Raw genomic sequence first — 18,400 nt, 5'->3', positions numbered from 1 at the left:
AGTGTCCACAGTGGAACTCTCGACCGTCTGGTTCGTCCTCATCGCCCTGCTGTGGTTCGGCTACCTGTTCCTGGAGGGCTTCGACTTCGGCGTGGGCATGCTGCTCGGCGTGCTCGGCCGCACCGAGACCGAGCGCCGGGTCATGGTCAACACCATCGGCCCGGTCTGGGACGGCAACGAGGTGTGGATGATCGTCGCGGTCGGCGCGACCTTCGCCGCCTTCCCGTCCTGGTACGCCTCGCTGCTCTCCGGCGCGTTCCTGCCGATCCTGGTGATCCTGCTGGCGCTGATCGGGCGCGGGGTGGCCTTCGAGTACCGCGGCAAGGTGGACAGCGCGCGCTGGCGGCGCAACTGGGACCGGGTGATCTTCCTCGGCTCCTGGCTGCCGCCGCTGGGCTGGGGGCTGGTGCTCACCGCGACCGTGGTGGGCCTGCCCATCAACGCCCGCGGTGACCTGGTCGGCGGCCCGATCGCCTTGCTGCGCTGGGAAACCCTGCTCGGCGCGCTGGCGGTGGCCGGGTTCAGCCTGGTGCACGGCGCGGTGTTCACCGCGTTGAAGACCGAGGGCGCGATCCGGGCCAGGGCACGGCGGCTGGCGCTCGGTGTCGGCCCGATCGCGTTGCTGCCGCTGGCCGGGCTGCTCGGCTTCTCGGTGCTGGGCGGGGCGGTCGTGCTGGTGCTGGCCGGGCTCGCGCTGTGGCGGCTCTGGCTGGAACGCGAGGGCCAGGCCTTCCTGCTGCTCGGCGCGCTGGCCGCGGCCGCGGTGGCCACCCTGTTCGGCTCGCTGTACCCGGACGTTCTTCCGTCCACATTGGACACCGCGTTCTCGCTCACCGTGGCCAACGCCTCGGCCAGCCCGTACACGCTGACCGTGATGACCTGGGTGGCCGCCTTCGGCACCCCCGCGGTGCTGGCCTACCAGGCCTGGACGTACTGGGTGTTCCGGCAGCGCATCGGCACCCGGCACATCCCGGCGGTGCACGCGCCATGAGGACTCGCGGCCCGCTGGGCGCCCTGCCCGCGCTGTCCCGCTCGGCCCGCCGCGCGCTGGCGGTGACCGCGCTGCTGGCCGCGCTCACCGCGGTCGCGCTGGTCGCCCAGGCCTGGGGACTGGCCACCGCGCTGGCCGCGATCGTTGGCGGCCGGTTCGAGGTGGCCACCCCGCTCACCGTGCTGGCCGTCGCGGTGGCCGCCCGCGCGGTCCTGGCCTGGGGCACCGAGACCGTCGCCGCCCGCGCCGCCGCCGGCGCCAAGGAGGAGCTGCGCACCGCGCTGCTCGGCCAGGCGCTGCGGCTGGGCCCGGAGTGGATCGCCGACCCGGCGCGCTCCGGCGGCCCGGCCGCGCTGACCGCCTTGGCCACCAAGGGCCTGGACGCCCTGGACGACTACTTCACCCGCTACCTGCCCGCGCTGGTCACCGTCGCGGTCGCGCCGCCGCTGGTGGGCGCCGCGATCCTGTGGGCGGACTGGCCGTCCGCACTGGTCATCGCGGTGACCGTGCCGCTGCTGCCGCTGTTCGCGATCCTCATCGGCGGCTACACCGCGGAGGTGGCGGCCAAGGCCGCGGACGCCACGCTGCGGCTGTCCAGCCACGCCGCCGAGCTCATCCGCGCGCTGCCGGTGCTGACCGCGTTCCGCCGCGCCGAGGCCCAGGCCGAGTCGATCCGCCGGGTCGGCGAGGCACACCGCAAGGCGGTCGGGAGCACACTGCGGGTGGCCTTCACCTCCGCGCTGGCGCTGGAACTGCTGGCCACACTGTCGGTGGCGCTGGTCGCGGTGCTCATCGGCACCCGGCTGGCCGCGGGCGGGCTGACCCTGGAGATCGGGCTGCTGGTGCTGATCCTGGCCCCCGAGTGCTACCAGGCCATCCGCGCGGTCGGCGCCGCGCACCACGCCAGCGAGGACGGCATGGAGGTGGTGCGCAGGGTGGCCAAGGTGCTGGCCGAACCCGCGCCCGCCGCCGGCGCGCGCCCGGCAGGCCGCGGCCGGGTGTTCGTGGCCGGCCTGCACGTGCGCCGCCGCGACCGGGACGCCCCCGACGGCCTGTCCTTCTCGGTCGCCCCCGGCGAGCTGGTGCGCCTGGACAGCCCGAGCGGCACCGGCAAGTCCACCACGCTGGCCGTGCTGCTCGGCTTCCGCGCACCCGACCGCGGCCGGATCACCGTCGACGGCGTCGACCTGTCCGAAGTGGACGGACAGGACTGGCGGCGGCAGCTCGCCTGGGTGCCGCAGCGACCGCAGTTCGCCGCCGACTCGGCCACCGCCGAACTGACCGAGGCCACCCGTGACCTCGGCGAGCCACCCCGGATCGCGGAGATCCTCGACCTCACCCGCAGGCTCGGCATCGACCACCTGCTCAACCACCGGCCAGCCGAGCTCTCCGCGGGCGAGCGCCAGCGCCTCGCGGTGGCCCGCGCCCTGCTCCGGCTGCGCCGCGGCGCCTGGCTGCTGCTGCTGGACGAACCCACCGCGCACCTCGACCCGGCCGCGGCCACCGCGGTGCTGGCCGAGGTCGAGCGGGCCAGGGCCGCCGGCGCGGCGGTCCTGCTGATCTCGCACACCACTCCCGAACCCGTCGCCGGGACACCCCTCGGCGGCCCCGCGGTGGCGCGGGCGGACCCACACCCTCACCGCCCGCGCCACCGTCCACTGTGGACACTGCTGACCCGCCGGTCGCTGCTGGGCGCGCTGCTCGGCGCGACCGCGCTGGCCAGCGGCATCGCGCTCACCGCCACCTCCGCCTGGCTGATCGCCAAGGCCTCCACCCAGCCGCCGATGCTCACCCTGCTGGTCGCGGTGGTCGGCGTGCGCACCTTCGGCCTCGGCCGCGCGCTGCTGCGCTACCTGGAACGCCTGGTCACCCACGACGCCGCCTTCCGCACCGCCAACCGGCTGCGCACCGGACTGTGGCGGGACCTGGTGGCCAGGGGGCCGATCGCGCGCACCGACGGCCTGCACCGCCTGGTCACCGACACCGACACCGTCCGCGACCTGATCCCCCGGGTGCTGATCCCGCCGATCGTGGCCGCCGTGGTCGCCACCGTGGCCATCACCATCCAGGCTCTGGTGCTGCCCGCCGCCGGACTCACCCTGGCGCTGGCCGTGCTGGCCGCGGGCGCCCTGGCCCCGCTGACCGCCGTGCTGGCCGACCGCAGGGCCACCCGCAGGCTGGCCGAGGGCCGCCGCGCGCTGTCCCAGTCCATCCTCACCCTGCTCACCGCCGCCCCGGACCTGCTCGCGCACAACGCCGCCCAGCCCCGTCAGCACGCGCTCGCCGCGGCCGACCGCGCGCTGGCCGCCCAGTCCCGCCGCCAGGCCCTGGCCAACGGCCTGGCCCAGGCCATCCTCACCCTGTGCACCGGCGCGGCCGCCGTGCTGGCCGTGCCGCAGGCCGCCGAGGCGGTGGCCGCCGGCGCGCTGAACCCGCTGCTGGCCCCGGTGCTGGTGCTGCTGCCACTGGCGCTGACCGAGGCCCTCGCGCTGCTGCCGCCTGCGGCCCAGCGACTCCGCCCGCTGCGCACCGCCTACGCCAACCTGTCGGCCCCGGTGGCGGCCCCGGCGGCGGAACCGGCCGTGACCGGGGACATCCGGCTCGACCACATCGACGTCCGCTGGCCCGGCGCCGCCGCCCCCGCGCTGCGCGAGTTCTCGCTGCACGTGCCGCCCGGCAGCCACACCGCCATCGTCGGCCCCTCCGGCGCGGGCAAGTCCACCCTGCTCGCCGTGCTGCTCGGCTTCCTCCGCCCCGACCACGGCCAGGCCACCATCCCGGCCGCCGCGGCCTGGTCGCCGCAGGACCCGCAGCTGGTCTCCACCACCGTCCGGGAGAACCTCCGCCTCGGCGACCCGGCGGCCACCGACGAGGACCTGCGCTCGGCGCTGCGCACGGTGGCGCTGGAGGGCTGGCAGGACCGGCTGGACACCCAGGTCGGGGTGGGCGGGGCCACCGTCTCCGGCGGTGAGGCGCAACGGCTCGGCCTGGCCAGGGCGCTGCTGTACGCGCGGCGCACCGGGGTGCTGCTGATGGACGAGCCGACCGCGCACCTGGACGAGCCCACCGCGCGCCGGGTGCTGGCCGGGGTCCGCGCCGAACTGCCCGAGGGCACCCTGGTGCACGTCACGCACCGGGCCGCCGAGGCCGCCGGGGCCGACCAGGTGGTCAGGGTCGGGGCATGATGCTGGTCATGGACCCCTCGCTGGCCGCCCGCGCGCTGGCCGCCTCCACCGAGATCACCACGGCCGCGCTCTCCGGCGACGACCCGGACGCGGTGCTGCCGCTGGTGGTGCGCCGGGTGGCCGAGCTGGCCGAGGCGGACCTGGGGCTGGTCATGGTGCGCAACGACGACGGCGGGCTGACCGTGGAGGCCGCGCACGGGCGCAGCGAGGAGGACCCGGTCGGCGCCGTGCTGTCCCCGCGCTCGGCCGCGGCCAGGGTGGCCCGCAGCGGGGTGCCGGTGGTGGTGGACGACCTCACCGAGGACCCGAGGACCGCGCCGTTCGTGCCCAGGGCGCTGCGCGGGTACGGGCCGTTCGCGGTGGCCCCGTTCGGCACCAGGGAGCAGCGGCTCGGCGCGCTCGCGGTGTACCGGCGCAAGGGGGCCAAGCCGTTCGCCCAGTCCACAGTGGACGTGGTCAACTCCTTCGCGGTGCAGGCCGGGCTGGCCCTGGTGCTGGCCGAGGGTTCCACCGCGCGCCAGCGGATCGCGGTCTACCAGGAGCGCGAGCGGATCGCCCGCGACCTGCACGACGTGATCGTGCAGCGCCTCTACGCCGCCGGGGTGCAGCTGGAGCTGCTGGGCCGCAGGCTGGCCGGGCGGCTGGACGAGGCCGACGCGCACCGGATCGCGGACACCGTGGACGAGCTGGACAAGACCATCGCCGAGGTCAGGGCCACCGTGCGCACCCTGCGCTCAGCCGACCCGGACGGCGCGGACCGCGCGCCGGACCTGCTCGACTCCATCCAGGCCGAGATCGCCATCGCCGGCGAACTCCTCGGCGTGCAGCCGAAGCTCCAGATCAACGGCGACCTCACCGACATCCCCACCGCGGTGGCCGACCACGCGCGGGCCGCGCTGCGCGAGGCGCTGTCCAACGTGGTCCGGCACTCCGGCGCGCGCTCGGTGTGGGTGCGGGCCAACCGGGACGCCGACGGGCTGCGCCTGCAGGTCGCCGACGACGGCTGCGGCATCCCGCGCGGGGTCACCCGGCGCGGCCTGCGGCACATCGAGGAACGCGCGGCCGCCGCCGGTGGCCGGTGCCGGGTGGCCTCCTCACCGCGCAGCGGGACCACGGTCAGCTGGGAAGTGCCATTGCCCTGAGTAGAGGGGCGGCCGCGGTTTCCGTTCGACTGGGGATCGCTCGGAAGCCGCGGCCGGTCTGACCCCCAAAGTTGCGCAACGGTCAGCGGGACGACCCCAAGGGCAGTCACATCCGGGCGCTCGCCAAAGCTTTCGGCGTGCCGCGCAGGTCCATGCCAGGGGGCCGGCCGGCTAGGAGCTTCGGGCGGTCGCCGAGGCCGCGGTGATCGCGGTTGGCCTGCGCGCCTTCGAGCAGGGCCTGCCGGTGCGCACCGAGGCCCCCGTCGTGTTCACCACCCCCAACACCAGCGAGGATGAGGACGAACCGCTGTGGCTGAGCAAGGTCGCCGCCGCGTTCACCGGCTCCCCGATCGTGCGTACCGTCCTGAACGAGGTCAGCGAACACCATGAGCGCTCCGCCGAGCACTGACACCGCCCGTCCACTGGCCGCCCGGATCGCCACCGAGGTGCTCGCGCCCTGGGTCTGGGTGCTCGCGCTGCCGCTGCTGGTCGCCTGGCCCGCCACCGGCCACCAGCTCGGCGCGACCCTGCTGTGGGGCCTGGTGGTGGGCGTCACCGGCTCGGTCATCCCGATGCTGGTGATCCTGCGCGGCGCCAGGGCGGGCCGCTACGACACCCACCACGTGCACAACCGGGAGGGCCGCGCCGTCCCGCTGCTGCTGTGCCTGGGCTCGCTCTCGGCCGGCTGGCTGGTCCTGTTCCTCGGCCAGGCCCCGCACGAGCTGATCTCGCTGGCCGCGGCCATGTTCGTCTCGCTGGTGGCCTGCGTGGCCATCACCCTCGGCGCGCGCTGGAAGATCTCGCTGCACGCCGCGGTGGCCGCGGGCGCGGTGGTGATGCTGGTGCTCACCTACGGCCCCTGGCTGTGGCTCGCCGCCCTGCTCGCCGCCTGGGTGATGTGGTCGAGGGTGGCCCTGGGCGACCACACCACCGGCCAGGTCCTCGTCGGCGCCGCCGTCGGGATCCTGGCCGGTGGTGGTGGTTACCAGGGGCTGGAGTTGTTGCTGGGCTAGAAGGTGATCGCCATCGCCGGGTCGGCCAGCAGCGCGCCGACATCGGCCAGGAACCGCGAGCCCTGCTGCCCGTCCACCACCCGGTGGTCGAAGCTCAGCGCGAGCTGGCAGACCTTGCGCGGCACCACCTGGCCGTCCACCACCCACGGCATGTCCCTGATCGCGCCGAGGGCGAGGATCGCGGACTCACCGGGGTTGATGATCGGCGTGCCGGTGTCGATGCCGAACACGCCGATGTTGGTGATGGTGAACGTGCCGCCGACCATGTCCGAGGGCGCGGTCTTGCCGTCCCTGGCCGTGGCGGTCAGCTGTTCCAGCGCCAGACCCAGCTCCCGCAACGACATCGCGTCCGCGTCCCGCACCTTCGGCACCACCAGGCCGCGCGGGGTCGCCGCGGCGATGCCCAGGTGCACGTAGGACTTGTAGACGATCTCGTTGGCCGCGGCGTCCCAGCTGGCGTTCACATCCGGGGTCCGCTTCACCGCCAGGCACACCGCGCGGGCCGCGAAGGCCAGCGGAGTGATCTTGACGTCGCGGAACTCCGGGTGGTTCTTCAGCTTCGCCCGCAGCTCCATCATCGGCGTGACGTCGACGGTGAGGAACTCGGTCACGTGCGGGGCGGTGAACGCGCTGTCCACCATGGCCTGCGCGGTCGCCTTGCGCACCCCGCGCACCGCCACCCTGCGCTCCCGGGTCGCCGGGTCGTAGCCCGAAATGTCCACAGTGGACACGTCGGAACCGTTGCGGGCGGCGGCTTCCACGTCCTCGCGGGTGATCACGCCGTCCCGGCCGGAGCCGTTGAGCGCGCGCAGGTCCACGCCGAGCTCCTTGGCCAGCTTGCGCACCGGCGGCTTGGCCAGCGGCACGTAACCACCGGCGACCGGTTCAGGCGCGACCGGTTCAGGAGCCGCCACGGGTTCCGGCGCGACCACCGCGGCCGGGGCGGCGGCGGGCGTGGATCCCTTGCGCTGGCGGCGTTTCGCCGTCCCGGTGCGCGGCCCGTAGCCGACCAGGGTGGCGATCCGCCCGCCCGGCATCTCCTCGCCGATCTTGCCGTCGGAGCCGCCGGACTCCGGCGCGGCCGCGCCACCGGGGTCGACGTCCACGGTGATGATCGGCACCCCGACCTCCACCGTGTCCCCGGGCTGCGCGTGCAGCTCGGTGACCACCCCGGCGAACGGGCAGGGCAGCTCGACCGCGGCCTTGGCGGTCTCGATCTCCACGATGATCTGGTTCACCGTGACGGTGTCACCCGGCTTGACGTGCCAGGTCAGGATCTCCGCCTCGGTCAGGCCCTCACCGGTGTCGGGCAGGGGGAACTGCTTGAACTGCGGCATTGTGTCCCCTCACCAGCCCAGCGAGCGTTCGACGGCGTGCAGCACCCGGTCCAGGTCGGGCAGGAAGTCGTCCTCCAGCTTGCTCGCCGGGTACGGGGTGTCGAAGCCGGTGACCCGCAGGATCGGCGCCTCCAGCGAGTAGAAGCACTCCTCCTGCACCCTGGTGGTGATCTCCGAGGTGATCGAGGCCTCCGGTGGCGCCTCGCTGACCAGCACCAACCGGCCGGTCCGGCGCACCGACTCGAACACCGGGCCCAGGTCCAGCGGGGACAGCGAGCGCAGGTCGACGACCTCCAGCTCAAGGCCCTCCTCGGCGGCCGCGGTCGCGGCTTCCAGGCAGGTCTTCACGGTCGGGCCGTAGCAGGCCACGGTGACCGTGGAGCCGGTGCGCAGCACCCTGGAGGCGAACAGCGGGCCGGGCGTCACCGTGGTGTCCAGCTCGGCCTTCTCGTGGTAGCGCTGCTTGGGCTCGAAGAACAGCACCGGGTCATCGCTCTGGATGGCCTGCTGGATCATCCAGTAGGCGTCCACCGGGTTCGAGCAGGCCACCACCTTCAGGCCCGCGGTGTGCGCGAAGTAGGACTCCGGCGACTCCGAGTGGTGCTCCACCGCGCCGATCCCGCCGCCGAAGGGCACCCGCACCACCACCGGCATCCTGATCTGCCCGCGCGAGCGGTAGTGCAGCTTGGCCAGCTGGGAGACGATCTGGTCGAAGCCGGGGAAGATGAACCCGTCGAACTGGATCTCGGCCACCGGCCGGTAGCCGCGCAGCGCCAGGCCGATCGCGGTGCCGATGATGCCGGACTCGGCCAGCGGGGTGTCGATCACCCGCTGCTCGCCGAAGTCCTTCTGCAGGCCGTCGGTGACCCGGAAGACGCCGCCGAGCTTGCCCACGTCCTCACCCAGCACCACCACCTTGGGGTCGGCGTCCATCGCCGCGCGCAGCCCCAGGTTGAGCGCCTTGCCGATGGTGACCTTCTGCGTCTTCGGCACGCTGGTCCCGGTGTTCCGGTCCATGGTCGGTGCTGCCATCAGTGCTCACCTCCGGGTGCACTCGTCGCGAAACCGTCCAGGTAGGACAGGTAGTCGGCGCGCTGCTTGTCCAGCTGCGCGGTCTGCTCGCTGTAGACGTGCTCGAACATCTGCGCCGGCGCGGGATCGGGCATGTGCACGCACTTGTCCCGCAGCTGCGCGGCCAGCTCGTCCGCCTCGGCCTGCACCGAGGCGAAGAACTCGCTGTCGGCCCACTGCTGGTGCACCAGGTAGACCTTGACCCGCTCGATCGGGTCCTTGAGCTTCCACATCTCCAGCTCGTCGGCCAGCCGGTAGCGGGTCGGGTCGTCGGAGGTGGTGTGCGCGTCCATCCGGTAGGTGAACGCCTCGATCAGCACGGGACCGTTGCCGTTGCGGCACTCCGAGAGCGCCCACCTGGTCACCGCGAGCGAGGCCAGCACGTCGTTGCCGTCCACCCGGATGCCCTTGAAGCCGTAGCCGCGGGCCCGCTGGTAGAGCGGCACCCTGGTCTGGCGTTCCACCGGCTCGGAGATGGCCCACTGGTTGTTCTGGCAGAAGAACACCACCGGCGCGTCGTAGGCCGCCGACCAGACCATGCCCTCGTGCACATCGCCCTGGCTGGTCGCGCCGTCGCCGAAGAAGACGATGGTGGCCTCGCCGTCGGGGTCGCCGACCACGCCGTCGAACTTCTGGCCCATCGCGTAGCCGGTGGCGTTGAGGCACTGGTTGCCGATCACGATGGTGTACAGGTGGAACCGCTTCTCCAGCGGGTTCCACGAGCCGTGGTCGGTGCCGCGGAAGATGCTCAGGATCTGCGCCGGGTCGATGCCCCGGCACCAGGCCACGCCGTGCTCCCGGTAGCTCGGGAACACCATGTCGGCCGGATTCAGCGCGCGGCCGGCGCCGATCTGCGCGGCCTCCTGGCCCAGCAGCGGCACCCAGATGCCCAGCTGGCCCTGCCGTTGCAGCGCGTTGGCCTCCCGGTCGGCCCTGCGCACCAGCACCATGTCCCGGTACAGGCCGCGCAGCTCCTCGGCGGTGATGTCGATGTCGAAATCAGGGTGGTGCACCCGCTCGCCCTCCGGCGTCAGCAGCTGCACCAGGTCGGCGCCACCCGCATCGGTCTCCCGCAGGCCCGCGATGACCTGTTCCGCGGTCGGTCGGGCTGCGGTGGCGGCGGGGACTCCGGGATGGGGCGCGTCCGGTTCACCCGCGCGGGGTTGCGTCCAGTACTCCGGCGACGACATGGCGTCATTCTCCTCGTCTACAAGGCCGCCCGACCGCTTGTGACGGTCGGGTGCGACGGCGCCGTCGATCGTCGCCACCACCTGGTTGAGGTGGCGCGCTCGGCCGTCGGCGCTGACGGGTCGCTCACTCCATCCTGACACGCGCTCACCCATCCCAGTGAGCCTCGGCACACCGGAAGGGGTCCGGTGACAGGTTGATCAAGAACTCAGCGCGACCGGCCACCCACCCTGGGCAACATCCGACGATCCCCCTACCTTGCTCAGGGGTGTCGGCTGACTCGGCGGGAGACCACATGACCCAGCTCCGTCCACGGACACGGGGCAGAACCACCCTGTCCTGCCTGGCGATATTGGGAATCCTAATGCCGCTGTGCGCCTGCGCGGCCGAGCAACCCGCCCCGCGGTCCACCTCCCCGGCCGCCGCCCCGGTGCGCACGCTGGTGGTCTACGCCGGACGCACCGAGCAGCAGATCGGCCCGATCCTGCGCCAGTTGGAGCAGGCCGTCCGGGTGAAGCTGGACGTCCGCTACGGCGAGACCGGCAAGCTCGCCGAGCAGCTGATCGCCGAGCGCCAGGACAGCCCGGCCGACCTGTTCCTCGCCCAGGACGCGGGCACCCTCGGCCTGCTGGAGAGCAAGGGCCTGCTGGCCGAGCTGCCGGACGAGCTCCGCCAGGCCGTGCCGGGGGCCTACCGCTCGGTCAGCGGGCACTGGGTGGGCACCTCGGCCAGGGCCAGGGTGATCGCCTACGACCCGAAGCAGGTGGCCGAGCCGGACATCCCGCGCGGCACCGACGACCTGGTCCACCGGCGCTGGCGGGGCAAGATCGGCTACGTGCCGGGCAACCCGTCCTGGCTGGCCTTCGTCACCGCGCTGCGGGTGCTGCGCGGCGAGGAGGACGCGCGGAGCTGGCTGCTGGGCTTCAAGGCCAACAACCCGCGCCGGTACCAGGCCCAGCGGCCGCTGCTGGACGCGGTGGACCGCGGCGAGGTGCCACTGGGCCTGATCAACCACTACGCCTGGTACGAGAAGTCCGCCGAGGTCGGCGTGGCGAAGATGCGCGCCCGCCTGCACCACGTCACCGGCGCCGACCCGGCCGCGCTGGTTAACATCGCCGGCGCGGGCGTGCTGCGCGGCGGCGACGTGACCGCGGCCCGCCAGGCGGTGGAGTTCCTGCTCTCCACCCCGGCCCAGCAGTTCTTCGCCGACCACCTGGCCGAGTACCCGGTGCGCCAGGGCATCAGCTCGACCAGGCACCAGCTGCCGCCGCTGAAGGAGCTGAAGGGGCCGGGCCTCAACCTGAACCGGCTGGTCAGCGTGCAGGACTCGACGAAGCTGCTGACCGAGGTCGGCCTGAACTGACTCAGCCCAGCCAGTCCAGCAGCGTGGCCGCGTCCCGCCGGAACACCGCCGGGTCGTCGTCCACCACGAACTCCAGCAGCGCGTGCCGGGTGAGGCCGTCCGCGGCCAGCTCGGCCAGCACCGGCTGCCACAGGTCGGGCCGCGCGTCCAAGGGCAGCCGCTCGTCGAAGCCGTCCGCGCCCCAGGAGAACACGTGCGCCGCGGTCACCGAGGGCAGCAGCGCGCGCACCTCGGTCAGGCACTCCGCGACCTCCGGTAGCTCCCTCGGCTGCCAGTAGGGCACCAGGTTCTCGTGGCCTGCCTCGGCGAACAGCTTCACCGCCGAGTCCAGCGTCTTGGTCAGCGTGTGCACGTGGAACTCCACCGCCACCCGGACGCCCTCGCTGGCGGCCAGCTCCGCGCACCGCACCAGCTCGCTGACCACCCGCGCCCGGTGCGCGGCATCGGAGTCCTCCGGCGTGCGCTTGCCCGCCCAGACCCGGATGGTCGGCGCGCCCAGCGCGACCGCGGTGCGCAGCACCTCGTCGAAGACCTCCGGCGCGGCGTCCCCGGCGTCGAAGTAGGAGCCGTAGCCCTCCACGGACAGCCCGGCCGCGGTGGTGGCCGCGCCGACCGCCCGCGCGGTGCCGAGCTCGCCGAGCGGCACGTGCACGTCCCCGGCCCAGCTGATCGCCGACAACCCGGCCGCCGCGGTCAGCTGCACGACCTCGGTCGCGGCCAGCTGCCGGAAGGTCACCGACACCACACCAGGAACGATCACAAGCCCTCCCTCGACTCAACCACCGGCCAATGACGCTAACGATAACCGTTATCATTCACAACCATGGCTGTCAGGATTCCCGTCACCGTGCTCTCCGGCTTCCTCGGCAGCGGCAAGACCACGCTGCTCAACCACGTGCTGGCCAACCGGGAAGGCCTGCGGGTCGCGGTGGTGGTCAACGACATGAGCGAGATCAACATCGACGCCGGCCTGGTCGCCAGCCACCTGGACCGCACGCAGGAGCGCCTGGTCGAGCTGACCAACGGCTGCATCTGCTGCACCCTGCGCGCCGACCTGCTGGACACCGTGGGCGAGCTGGCCCGCGAAGGCCGTTTCGACCACGTGCTGATCGAGTCCACCGGCGTCTCCGAGCCGATGCCGGTGGCCGCCACCTTCGAGTGGACCTTCCCCGACGGCACCAGCCTGGCCGACCACGCCCGCCTGGACACCATGGCCACCGTGGTGGACGCCTCGACCTTCCGCGACCGGCTGGACTCCGACCTGGCCGAGCTGCTCATCGACCAGGTCGAGTTCGCGGACACCCTGGTGATCAACAAAACCGACCTGGCCACCCCGGCCGACCTCGGCGCACTGGAAGACCTGCTGACCAAGCTCAACCCCGGCGCCCGCCGCCTGCGCACCAGCCACGGCGTGCTCGACCCGGCCGAACTGCTCAACACCGGCCGCCACGACCAGGAAGCCGCCGCCCAGTACCCCGGCTGGGCCCAGGAGCTCTCCGGCACGCACCTGCCGGAGACCGAGGAGTACGGCATCAGCAGCACCACCTACCGCGCCGACCGCCCCTTCCACCCCGAACGCCTCGCCGAGACCCTGGCCGACTGGACGAACCTGTTGCGCAGCAAGGGCTTCTGCTGGCTGGCCACCCGCCCGGAGATCATGGCCCTGTGGTCCCAGGCAGGCCCCAACCTGACCATCGACCCGGCCGCGCTGTGGTCAGAGTCGGACGGCCCGCGCGGCCAGGAGATCGTCTTCATCGGCCAGCACCAGCAGCCCGACGAGCCCTACCACCGCCTGGACCCGGCCCTGCTCACCGACGAAGAACTGGCCGCCGGTCCCGAAGCCTGGCGCGCGCTGCCGGACCCGCTGCCGCAGTGGGACGTCGAGGACCTGCACGTTCACTGACACCCGCAGGAGCGCCGGTGCACGAACCGGGCAGGCAGCCGCACCGTGCGCGGCGCGCGCTCCGGCTCGGCGATCCGGGCCAGCAGCATCCGCACCGCCGTCCGCCCGATCTCCTCGATCGGCTGCGCCATCGTGGTCAGCGGCGGGTCCACCAGATCCGCCCACTCCACCTCGTCGTAGCCCACCAGCGCCAGGTCCCGCCCGGCCCGCAGGCCCAGCTCGCGCATGGTGCGCAACACCCCGACCAGCATCGCGTTGTTCCCGGTGACCACCGCCGTCGGCGGCTCCGGCAGCGCCAGCAACCGCCGCAACGCGGTCCCGGCAGGCCCGATCGCCGACTCGCCGGAGACCACCAGCGACTCGTCCACCGGCAACCCCGCCCGGCTCAGTCCCAGCCGGTACCCGTGCACCCGCTCGCTGGTCGTGGTCAGCCCGGCCGCCCCGCTGACCAGCCCGATCCGCCGGTGGCCGAGCTCGGCCAGGTGCCCGACCAGCGCCGCGGCCGCGCCCGCGTTCTCCGGCCCCACCTGGTCCAGCAGCCCGTGGCTGGGCAGCCGGTCGATCAGCACCACCGGCGTGCCCAGCTGCCGCAGCTCCGGCAGCAGCGCCCCGGAGGCCCCGGCCGAGGGCGTCAGCAGCAGGCCGTCCACCCGGCGGGAGCGCAGCGCGCGCACCGCGGCCTGCTCGGCCGAGGGCTCGTCATGGGTGTCGATCAGCAGCAGGGTGAACCCGGCCGCGCTGGCCTCGCTCTCCACCGCCTGGATCAGCTCGGCGAAGTACGGGTTGGCCACCAGCGAGATGGCCACCCCCAGCGAACGGGTGCCGCCGGTGACCAGTGAGCGGGCGATCGCGTTGCCGGTGTAGCCGGTTCTGGCCACCGCGTCCAGCACCCTGGCCCTGGTCTCCCCGGCCACCGTCCTGGTGCCGTTGACCACGTGCGACACCGTCGTGATCGACACGCCCGCCAGCTCCGCGACGTCCCGCATGGTCACCATCGGTTCCACCTTCCGCAAGCGCTTGCGCAAACGCTTGCCGCTAGTGAACCCGCTCACTACCGTCGCACGCCACACGCTTGTTGGAGGCAGCCATGGGACGACGAGGTCCACAGTTGGTCGCACTGCTCGCCACCGGCGCCATCGCCATGGCCGGCACTGCCTGTTCCAGCCAGAAGGCCACCGATGGCCGGGGCAACGACGACGGCAAGGTCAAGATCGGGCTGGTCACCAAGACCGACAGCAACCCGTTCTTCGTCGCCCTGCGCGAGGCGGCCAAGGCCCAGGCGGGCAAGGACGGCGCCGAGCTGATCGCGCTGGCCGGCAAGTTCGACGGCGACAACGAAGGCCAGGTCGCCGCGCTGGAGAACCTGGTGCAGCAGGGCGTGGACACCATCCTGGTCACGCCCAGCAACTCCACCGGCATCCTCGGCGCGATCAAGAAGGCCAGGGAGAAGGGCATCCTGGTGATCGCCCTGGACACCGAGACCGACCCCAAGGACGCGGTCGACGCCACCTTCGCCACCGACAACACCCAGGCCGGGCGGTTGCAGGGCCAGTACGTCAAGGCCGCGCTCGGCGAGCGCGCCCCGCAGCTGCTGATGCTCGACGGCAGCCCCGGCGGCACCGTGGACGAGCAGCGGCACAAGGGTTTCCTGGAGGGCCTCGGCCTGACCGAGACCGACCCGAAGGTGCTCGGCAAGGAAGCCACCAACGGCGACCAGAACAAGGCCCAGCAGGCCATGGAGAACCTGCTCCAGCGCGCCACCACGGTCAACGCCGTCTACACCATCAACGAGCCCGCGGCCCGCGGCGGTTTCGCCGCGCTGCAAGCCAAGGGCCTCGCGGACAAGGTCGTGGTCGGCTCCATCGACGGCGGCTGCCAGGGCGTGCGCGATGTCAAGGACGGCAAGTACGCGCTCACCGTGATGCAGTTCCCGAAGAAGATGGCCGAGGACGGCGTCAAGGCCGGGGTCGAGTTCACCAAGAGCGGCAAGAAGCCCAGCGGCTTCACCAACACCGGCACCACCGTGATCGCGGACAAGCCGGTGCCCGGCATCGACAGCAAGGACACCGCCTGGGGTCTGCAGAACTGCTGGGGCTGAGCATGAAGACCCTCGTCCTGCGCACCCCGGCCCTCGGCCCGGCGATCGCGCTGCTGGCCGCGGTGCTGCTGTTCTCCGTCACCACCGACACCTTCGCCACCACGGACAACCTGTCCCTGGTCGTGCAGCAGTCGCTGGTCATCGGCACCCTCGCGCTCGGTCAGACCCTGGTCATCCTCACCAGCGGCATCGACCTGGCCAACGCGGCCATCGCGGTGCTCGGCACCCTGCTGATGGCCCAGCTCGTGCTCGGCGGCACCTCCGCCCCGCTCGCGCTGCTGATCGGCATCGGGGTGGCCGTCGGCATCGCCGCGATCACCGGCGGGGTGGTCACCGGCATCAGCCTGCCCCCGTTCATCGTCACCCTGGGCATGCTCACCATCGTCACCGCCGCGGCCCGCATCTACGCCGAGGGCCAGAGCTACCCGGTCACCGACGAACTGCTCACCTTCCTCGGCACCCGGCAGTACCTCTTCGGCCAGGTCGAGGTCACCGTCGGCATGGGCTTGGCGCTGGTGATGTACCTGGTGGCCTGGTACGCGCTGACCCGCACCGCCTGGGGACGGCACGTCTACGCGGTCGGCAACGACGCCGAAGCCGCCCGGCTGTCCGGCATCAAGGTCCGGCGCACCGTGCTCAGCGTCTACCTGGTCGCCGGGCTGGTCTACGGCATCGCCGCCTGGCAGGCGCTGGGCCGGGTGCCCAACGCCGACCCCAACGCCTTCCAGACCGGCAACCTTGATTCGATCACCGCGGTGGTGCTCGGCGGCACCAGCCTGTTCGGCGGCCGGGGCAGCGTGCTGGGCACCCTGGTCGGCGCGCTCATCGTCGCGGTGCTGCGCTCCGGCCTCACCCAGGCCGGCATCGACAGCCTCTACCAGGACGTGGCCACCGGCGTGCTGGTGATCGTCGCGGTCGCGGTGGACCGCTTCTCCCGAGGGAGGAACCAGTGACCCCGGTGCTCCAGGCCCGTGGCCTGGTCAAACGCTACGGCAAGGTGACCGCGATCAACGGGGCCGACTTCGACCTGGCGCCAGGCGAGGTGCTGGCCGTGGTCGGCGACAACGGCGCGGGCAAGTCCAGCCTGATCAAGGCGCTCTCCGGCGCGCTGGTCCCGGACGAGGGCGAGATCCGCCTGGACGGCGAGCCCGTCCGCTTCACCGGCCCGCTGGACGCGCGCAGGCACGGCATCGAGACCGTCTACCAGAACCTGGCGCTGGCCCCGGCCCAGGACATCGCCAGCAACCTGTTCCTCGGCCGGGAACGCCGCCGCGCCGGTGTGCTCGGCTCGGTGTTCCGGCTGCTGGACACCAAGGGCATGCGGGCCGAGGCGGCCAGGGTGCTCGGCGAGCTCGGCATCGGCATCTCCTCGATGTCGCAGACCGTGGAGACCCTCTCCGGCGGCCAGCGCCAAGGCGTCGCGGTGGCCCGCGCGGCCGCCTTCGGCAACCGAGTGGTGATCATGGACGAGCCGACCGCCGCGCTCGGCGTGGCCGAGTCCGGCAAGGTGCTGGAACTGATCAACCGGATCCGCGAGCGCGGCCTGCCGGTGGTGCTGATCAGCCACAACATGCCGCACGTGTTCGACATCGCGGACCGCATCCACGTGCACCGCCTCGGCAAGCGGGTCGCGCTGGTCTCGCCGAGGGAACGCACCATGAACGAGGTGGTCGGCCTGATCACCGGCGCGCTGCGGGTCGGCGAGGACGGGCAGCTCACCGAGGTCACGCACGCGGTGACCACCGGGCTGCGGACAGGGGAGACCGGCACGTGATCGCGGAGTTCACCGAGCTGGTGGCCAGGGCAGACCGGCTGGCCGAGGACGGGCGGCGCCGGGTGCTCGGCATCGCCGGCGCCCCCGGCGCGGGCAAGTCCACCCTGGCCCAGCGGCTGGCCGAAGCCCTGGGCGAGCGGGCCGTGCTGGTCGGCATGGACGGCTTCCACCTGGCCCAGCGCGAGCTGGAGCGGCTGGGCCGGGCCGAGCGCAAGGGCGCCCCGGACACCTTCGACGCGCACGGCTACCTCGACCTGCTCCGGCGGCTGCGCGCCAACGGCCCGGACACCCCCGGCGCGGTCACCGTCTACGCGCCGGAGTTCCGCAGGGAGATCGAGGAGCCGGTGGCCTGCGCCGTCCCGGTCAGCCCGGACACCCCGCTGGTCATCACCGAGGGCAACTACCTGCTGCTGGCGGAAAAGCCCTGGTCAGGAGTGCGGGACGCGCTGGACGAGGCATGGTTCCTGGCCCCGGCCGAGGACCTGCGGCTGAGCAGGCTGATCGCCCGGCACCGCGCCTTCGGCCGCACCGAGTCCCAGGCCCGGCTGCGCGCGCTCGGCTCGGACCAGGACAACGCCATCCGGGTGAACTCCACCCACGAGCGCGCTGACCTGGTGCTCACCGGGATCAGTTCGACTCTTTCCTGACCTCGGCCTCGTCGGACTCCTCGTGCATCGGCCGCCGCATCTCCTGCCGGTACCGGTACACGCCGTAGCTGGTGCCCACCACGAAGAAGGCGACGAACCCGATCACGGCCACCGTCTGCAACCACGGGTACCGGTTGAGCAGGCCTGCCGCGTAGTAGCCGAGCAGGATCAGCACCGGCGACCAGGTCACCGCGCCGGTGATGGTCGCCCAGGTGAACCGCTTGCGGTCCATCCCGGCCGCGCCCGCGATCGCCGGGGCCAGCGTGCGCACCCAGGGCAGCCAGCGCGCGGCCACGATCGCCCAGAACCCGTACTTGTCCAAGAAGTCCTTGGCCCGGTCCAGGTTCTGCTGGTTGAGCACCTTGCCGCCCTCGCGGGCCAGCATCTTGGTGCCGGTCTTCGCACCGACGAAGTAACCGAACTCGTTGCCCAGGATGGCCACCAGCGTGCTCACCCCGGCCAGCGCCCAGGCGTCGATCGGCCGGTCGTGGTTGGCCAGCACCACACCCGCGGCGAACAGCAGCGAGTCGCCGGGCAGGAACAGGCCGATGATCAGGCCGCACTCGGCGAAGATGAACGTGGTCACGATGATCCACACCAGCGCCGGACCCGCCGAGTCCAGCGGTGACCAGGCCAGTGTGACGGACACACCTTCCGGGCTCATCACTTCGAGACTACGGGGATCTCG

17 protein-coding genes are annotated in these 18,400 nt (G+C 72.7%); 11 read left to right on the top strand and 6 right to left on the bottom strand.

Translation table 11 applies throughout. The features are described from left to right. The first annotated feature begins 10 nt into the window (after nt 1-10). From cydB to N8J89_RS40955, 5 genes are all read left to right on the top strand, one after another. Nucleotides 11-991, top strand: a complete 981-nt coding sequence (gene cydB / locus N8J89_RS40975) for a cytochrome d ubiquinol oxidase subunit II (protein ID WP_283662221.1) — start codon at nt 11-13, stop codon at nt 989-991. After that, nucleotides 988-4,176 (top strand): thiol reductant ABC exporter subunit CydD, encoded by a 3,189-nt coding sequence (cydD, locus tag N8J89_RS40970; RefSeq protein WP_283662220.1) that lies wholly within the window; start codon nt 988-990, stop codon nt 4,174-4,176. The genes cydB and cydD overlap by 4 nt, the downstream gene beginning before the upstream one ends. 8 nt (nt 4,177-4,184) lie before the next feature. Continuing rightward, nucleotides 4,185-5,318 carry a GAF domain-containing sensor histidine kinase gene (locus N8J89_RS40965; RefSeq protein WP_283666375.1) on the top strand — a complete coding sequence of 378 codons (1,134 nt, stop codon included), beginning with the start codon at nt 4,185-4,187 and terminating at the stop codon, nt 5,316-5,318. Between the two features lie 202 nt (nt 5,319-5,520). Then, nucleotides 5,521-5,727 (top strand): hypothetical protein, encoded by a 207-nt coding sequence (locus N8J89_RS40960; protein WP_283662219.1) that lies wholly within the window; start codon nt 5,521-5,523, stop codon nt 5,725-5,727. After that, nucleotides 5,705-6,331 (top strand): phosphatase PAP2 family protein, encoded by a 627-nt coding sequence (locus tag N8J89_RS40955; protein ID WP_283662218.1) that lies wholly within the window; start codon nt 5,705-5,707, stop codon nt 6,329-6,331. Before N8J89_RS40960 ends, N8J89_RS40955 begins: the two co-directional genes overlap by 23 nt. Here the strand turns inward: N8J89_RS40955 and N8J89_RS40950 are convergent. From N8J89_RS40950 to pdhA, 3 genes are read right to left on the bottom strand one after another with little or no spacing between them, the layout of a single operon-like run. After that, nucleotides 6,328-7,668, bottom strand: a complete 1,341-nt coding sequence (locus tag N8J89_RS40950; RefSeq protein WP_283662217.1) for a dihydrolipoamide acetyltransferase family protein — start codon at nt 7,666-7,668, stop codon at nt 6,328-6,330. The two genes, N8J89_RS40955 and N8J89_RS40950, sit on opposite strands and share 4 nt — an antisense overlap. A gap of 9 nt (nt 7,669-7,677) precedes the next feature. Continuing rightward, nucleotides 7,678-8,700 carry an alpha-ketoacid dehydrogenase subunit beta gene (locus N8J89_RS40945; RefSeq protein WP_283662216.1) on the bottom strand — a complete coding sequence of 341 codons (1,023 nt, stop codon included), beginning with the start codon at nt 8,698-8,700 and terminating at the stop codon, nt 7,678-7,680. Further along, nucleotides 8,700-9,929 carry a pyruvate dehydrogenase (acetyl-transferring) E1 component subunit alpha gene (gene pdhA, locus N8J89_RS40940; RefSeq protein ID WP_283662215.1) on the bottom strand — a complete coding sequence of 410 codons (1,230 nt, stop codon included), beginning with the start codon at nt 9,927-9,929 and terminating at the stop codon, nt 8,700-8,702. The genes N8J89_RS40945 and pdhA overlap by 1 nt, the downstream gene beginning before the upstream one ends. A gap of 362 nt (nt 9,930-10,291) precedes the next feature. Between pdhA and N8J89_RS40935 the strand changes: the two genes are divergently transcribed. After that, nucleotides 10,292-11,290 (top strand): extracellular solute-binding protein, encoded by a 999-nt coding sequence (locus N8J89_RS40935; RefSeq protein WP_283662214.1) that lies wholly within the window; start codon nt 10,292-10,294, stop codon nt 11,288-11,290. Nucleotide 11,291: 1 nt separating this feature from the next. Here N8J89_RS40935 and N8J89_RS40930 read toward each other — a convergent pair whose 3' ends face one another. After that, nucleotides 11,292-12,050, bottom strand: a complete 759-nt coding sequence (locus N8J89_RS40930) for a sugar phosphate isomerase/epimerase family protein (RefSeq protein WP_283662213.1) — start codon at nt 12,048-12,050, stop codon at nt 11,292-11,294. A gap of 63 nt (nt 12,051-12,113) precedes the next feature. On the opposite strand from N8J89_RS40930, the gene N8J89_RS40925 reads away from it, so the two are divergent. Continuing rightward, complete coding sequence (locus N8J89_RS40925; RefSeq protein ID WP_283662212.1) at nt 12,114-13,193, top strand: GTP-binding protein; 1,080 nt, start codon at nt 12,114-12,116, stop codon at nt 13,191-13,193. Here N8J89_RS40925 and N8J89_RS40920 read toward each other — a convergent pair. After that, complete coding sequence (locus tag N8J89_RS40920; protein WP_283662211.1) at nt 13,187-14,188, bottom strand: LacI family DNA-binding transcriptional regulator; 1,002 nt, start codon at nt 14,186-14,188, stop codon at nt 13,187-13,189. The genes N8J89_RS40925 and N8J89_RS40920 overlap by 7 nt on opposite strands. 146 nt (nt 14,189-14,334) lie before the next feature. On the opposite strand from N8J89_RS40920, the gene N8J89_RS40915 reads away from it, so the two are divergent. From N8J89_RS40915 to N8J89_RS40900, 4 genes are read left to right on the top strand one after another with little or no spacing between them, the layout of a single operon-like run. Further along, nucleotides 14,335-15,291: a substrate-binding domain-containing protein gene (locus tag N8J89_RS40915; protein ID WP_283666374.1), complete on the top strand. Its 957-nt coding sequence runs from the start codon at nt 14,335-14,337 to the stop codon at nt 15,289-15,291. 2 nt (nt 15,292-15,293) lie between these two features. Beyond that, nucleotides 15,294-16,244, top strand: coding sequence for an ABC transporter permease (locus tag N8J89_RS40910; RefSeq protein WP_283662210.1), 951 nt, complete (start codon nt 15,294-15,296; stop codon nt 16,242-16,244). Beyond that, complete coding sequence (locus N8J89_RS40905; protein ID WP_283662209.1) at nt 16,241-17,065, top strand: ATP-binding cassette domain-containing protein; 825 nt, start codon at nt 16,241-16,243, stop codon at nt 17,063-17,065. Before N8J89_RS40910 ends, N8J89_RS40905 begins: the two co-directional genes overlap by 4 nt. Then, nucleotides 17,065-17,712 carry a nucleoside/nucleotide kinase family protein gene (locus N8J89_RS40900; protein ID WP_283666373.1) on the top strand — a complete coding sequence of 216 codons (648 nt, stop codon included), beginning with the start codon at nt 17,065-17,067 and terminating at the stop codon, nt 17,710-17,712. Before N8J89_RS40905 ends, N8J89_RS40900 begins: the two co-directional genes overlap by 1 nt. On the opposite strand, the gene N8J89_RS40895 is transcribed toward N8J89_RS40900, so the two are convergent. Continuing rightward, complete coding sequence (locus tag N8J89_RS40895) at nt 17,693-18,376, bottom strand: DedA family protein (RefSeq protein WP_283662208.1); 684 nt, start codon at nt 18,374-18,376, stop codon at nt 17,693-17,695. The genes N8J89_RS40900 and N8J89_RS40895 overlap by 20 nt on opposite strands. Nucleotides 18,377-18,400: the final 24 nt, after the last annotated feature.

It is taken from the genome of Crossiella sp. CA-258035, from assembly GCF_030064675.1.
Taxonomy (GTDB): domain Bacteria; phylum Actinomycetota; class Actinomycetes; order Mycobacteriales; family Pseudonocardiaceae; genus Crossiella.
The sequence above is the reverse complement of the archived record's forward strand: the minus strand, read 5'-3'. Positions and strand labels throughout refer to the sequence as shown.

Bases quoted from the DNA above. Each gene is read 5' to 3' on its own strand.
- cydD (WP_283662220.1), top strand. From the start codon at position 988: ATGAGGACTCGCGGCCCGCTGGGCGCCCTGCCCGCGCTGTCCCGCTCG.
- N8J89_RS40965 (WP_283666375.1), top strand. From the start codon at position 4,185: ATGGACCCCTCGCTGGCCGCCCGCGCGCTGGCCGCCTCCACCGAGATC.
- N8J89_RS40955 (WP_283662218.1), top strand. From the start codon at position 5,705: ATGAGCGCTCCGCCGAGCACTGACACCGCCCGTCCACTGGCCGCCCGG.
- N8J89_RS40950 (WP_283662217.1), bottom strand. From the start codon at position 7,668: ATGCCGCAGTTCAAGCAGTTCCCCCTGCCCGACACCGGTGAGGGCCTG.
- N8J89_RS40945 (WP_283662216.1), bottom strand. From the start codon at position 8,700: ATGGCAGCACCGACCATGGACCGGAACACCGGGACCAGCGTGCCGAAG.
- pdhA (WP_283662215.1), bottom strand. From the start codon at position 9,929: ATGTCGTCGCCGGAGTACTGGACGCAACCCCGCGCGGGTGAACCGGAC.
- N8J89_RS40935 (WP_283662214.1), top strand. From the start codon at position 10,292: ATGCCGCTGTGCGCCTGCGCGGCCGAGCAACCCGCCCCGCGGTCCACC.
- N8J89_RS40925 (WP_283662212.1), top strand. From the start codon at position 12,114: ATGGCTGTCAGGATTCCCGTCACCGTGCTCTCCGGCTTCCTCGGCAGC.
- N8J89_RS40920 (WP_283662211.1), bottom strand. From the start codon at position 14,188: ATGGTGACCATGCGGGACGTCGCGGAGCTGGCGGGCGTGTCGATCACG.
- N8J89_RS40915 (WP_283666374.1), top strand. From the start codon at position 14,335: ATGGCCGGCACTGCCTGTTCCAGCCAGAAGGCCACCGATGGCCGGGGC.
- N8J89_RS40910 (WP_283662210.1), top strand. From the start codon at position 15,294: ATGAAGACCCTCGTCCTGCGCACCCCGGCCCTCGGCCCGGCGATCGCG.
- N8J89_RS40895 (WP_283662208.1), bottom strand. From the start codon at position 18,376: ATGAGCCCGGAAGGTGTGTCCGTCACACTGGCCTGGTCACCGCTGGAC.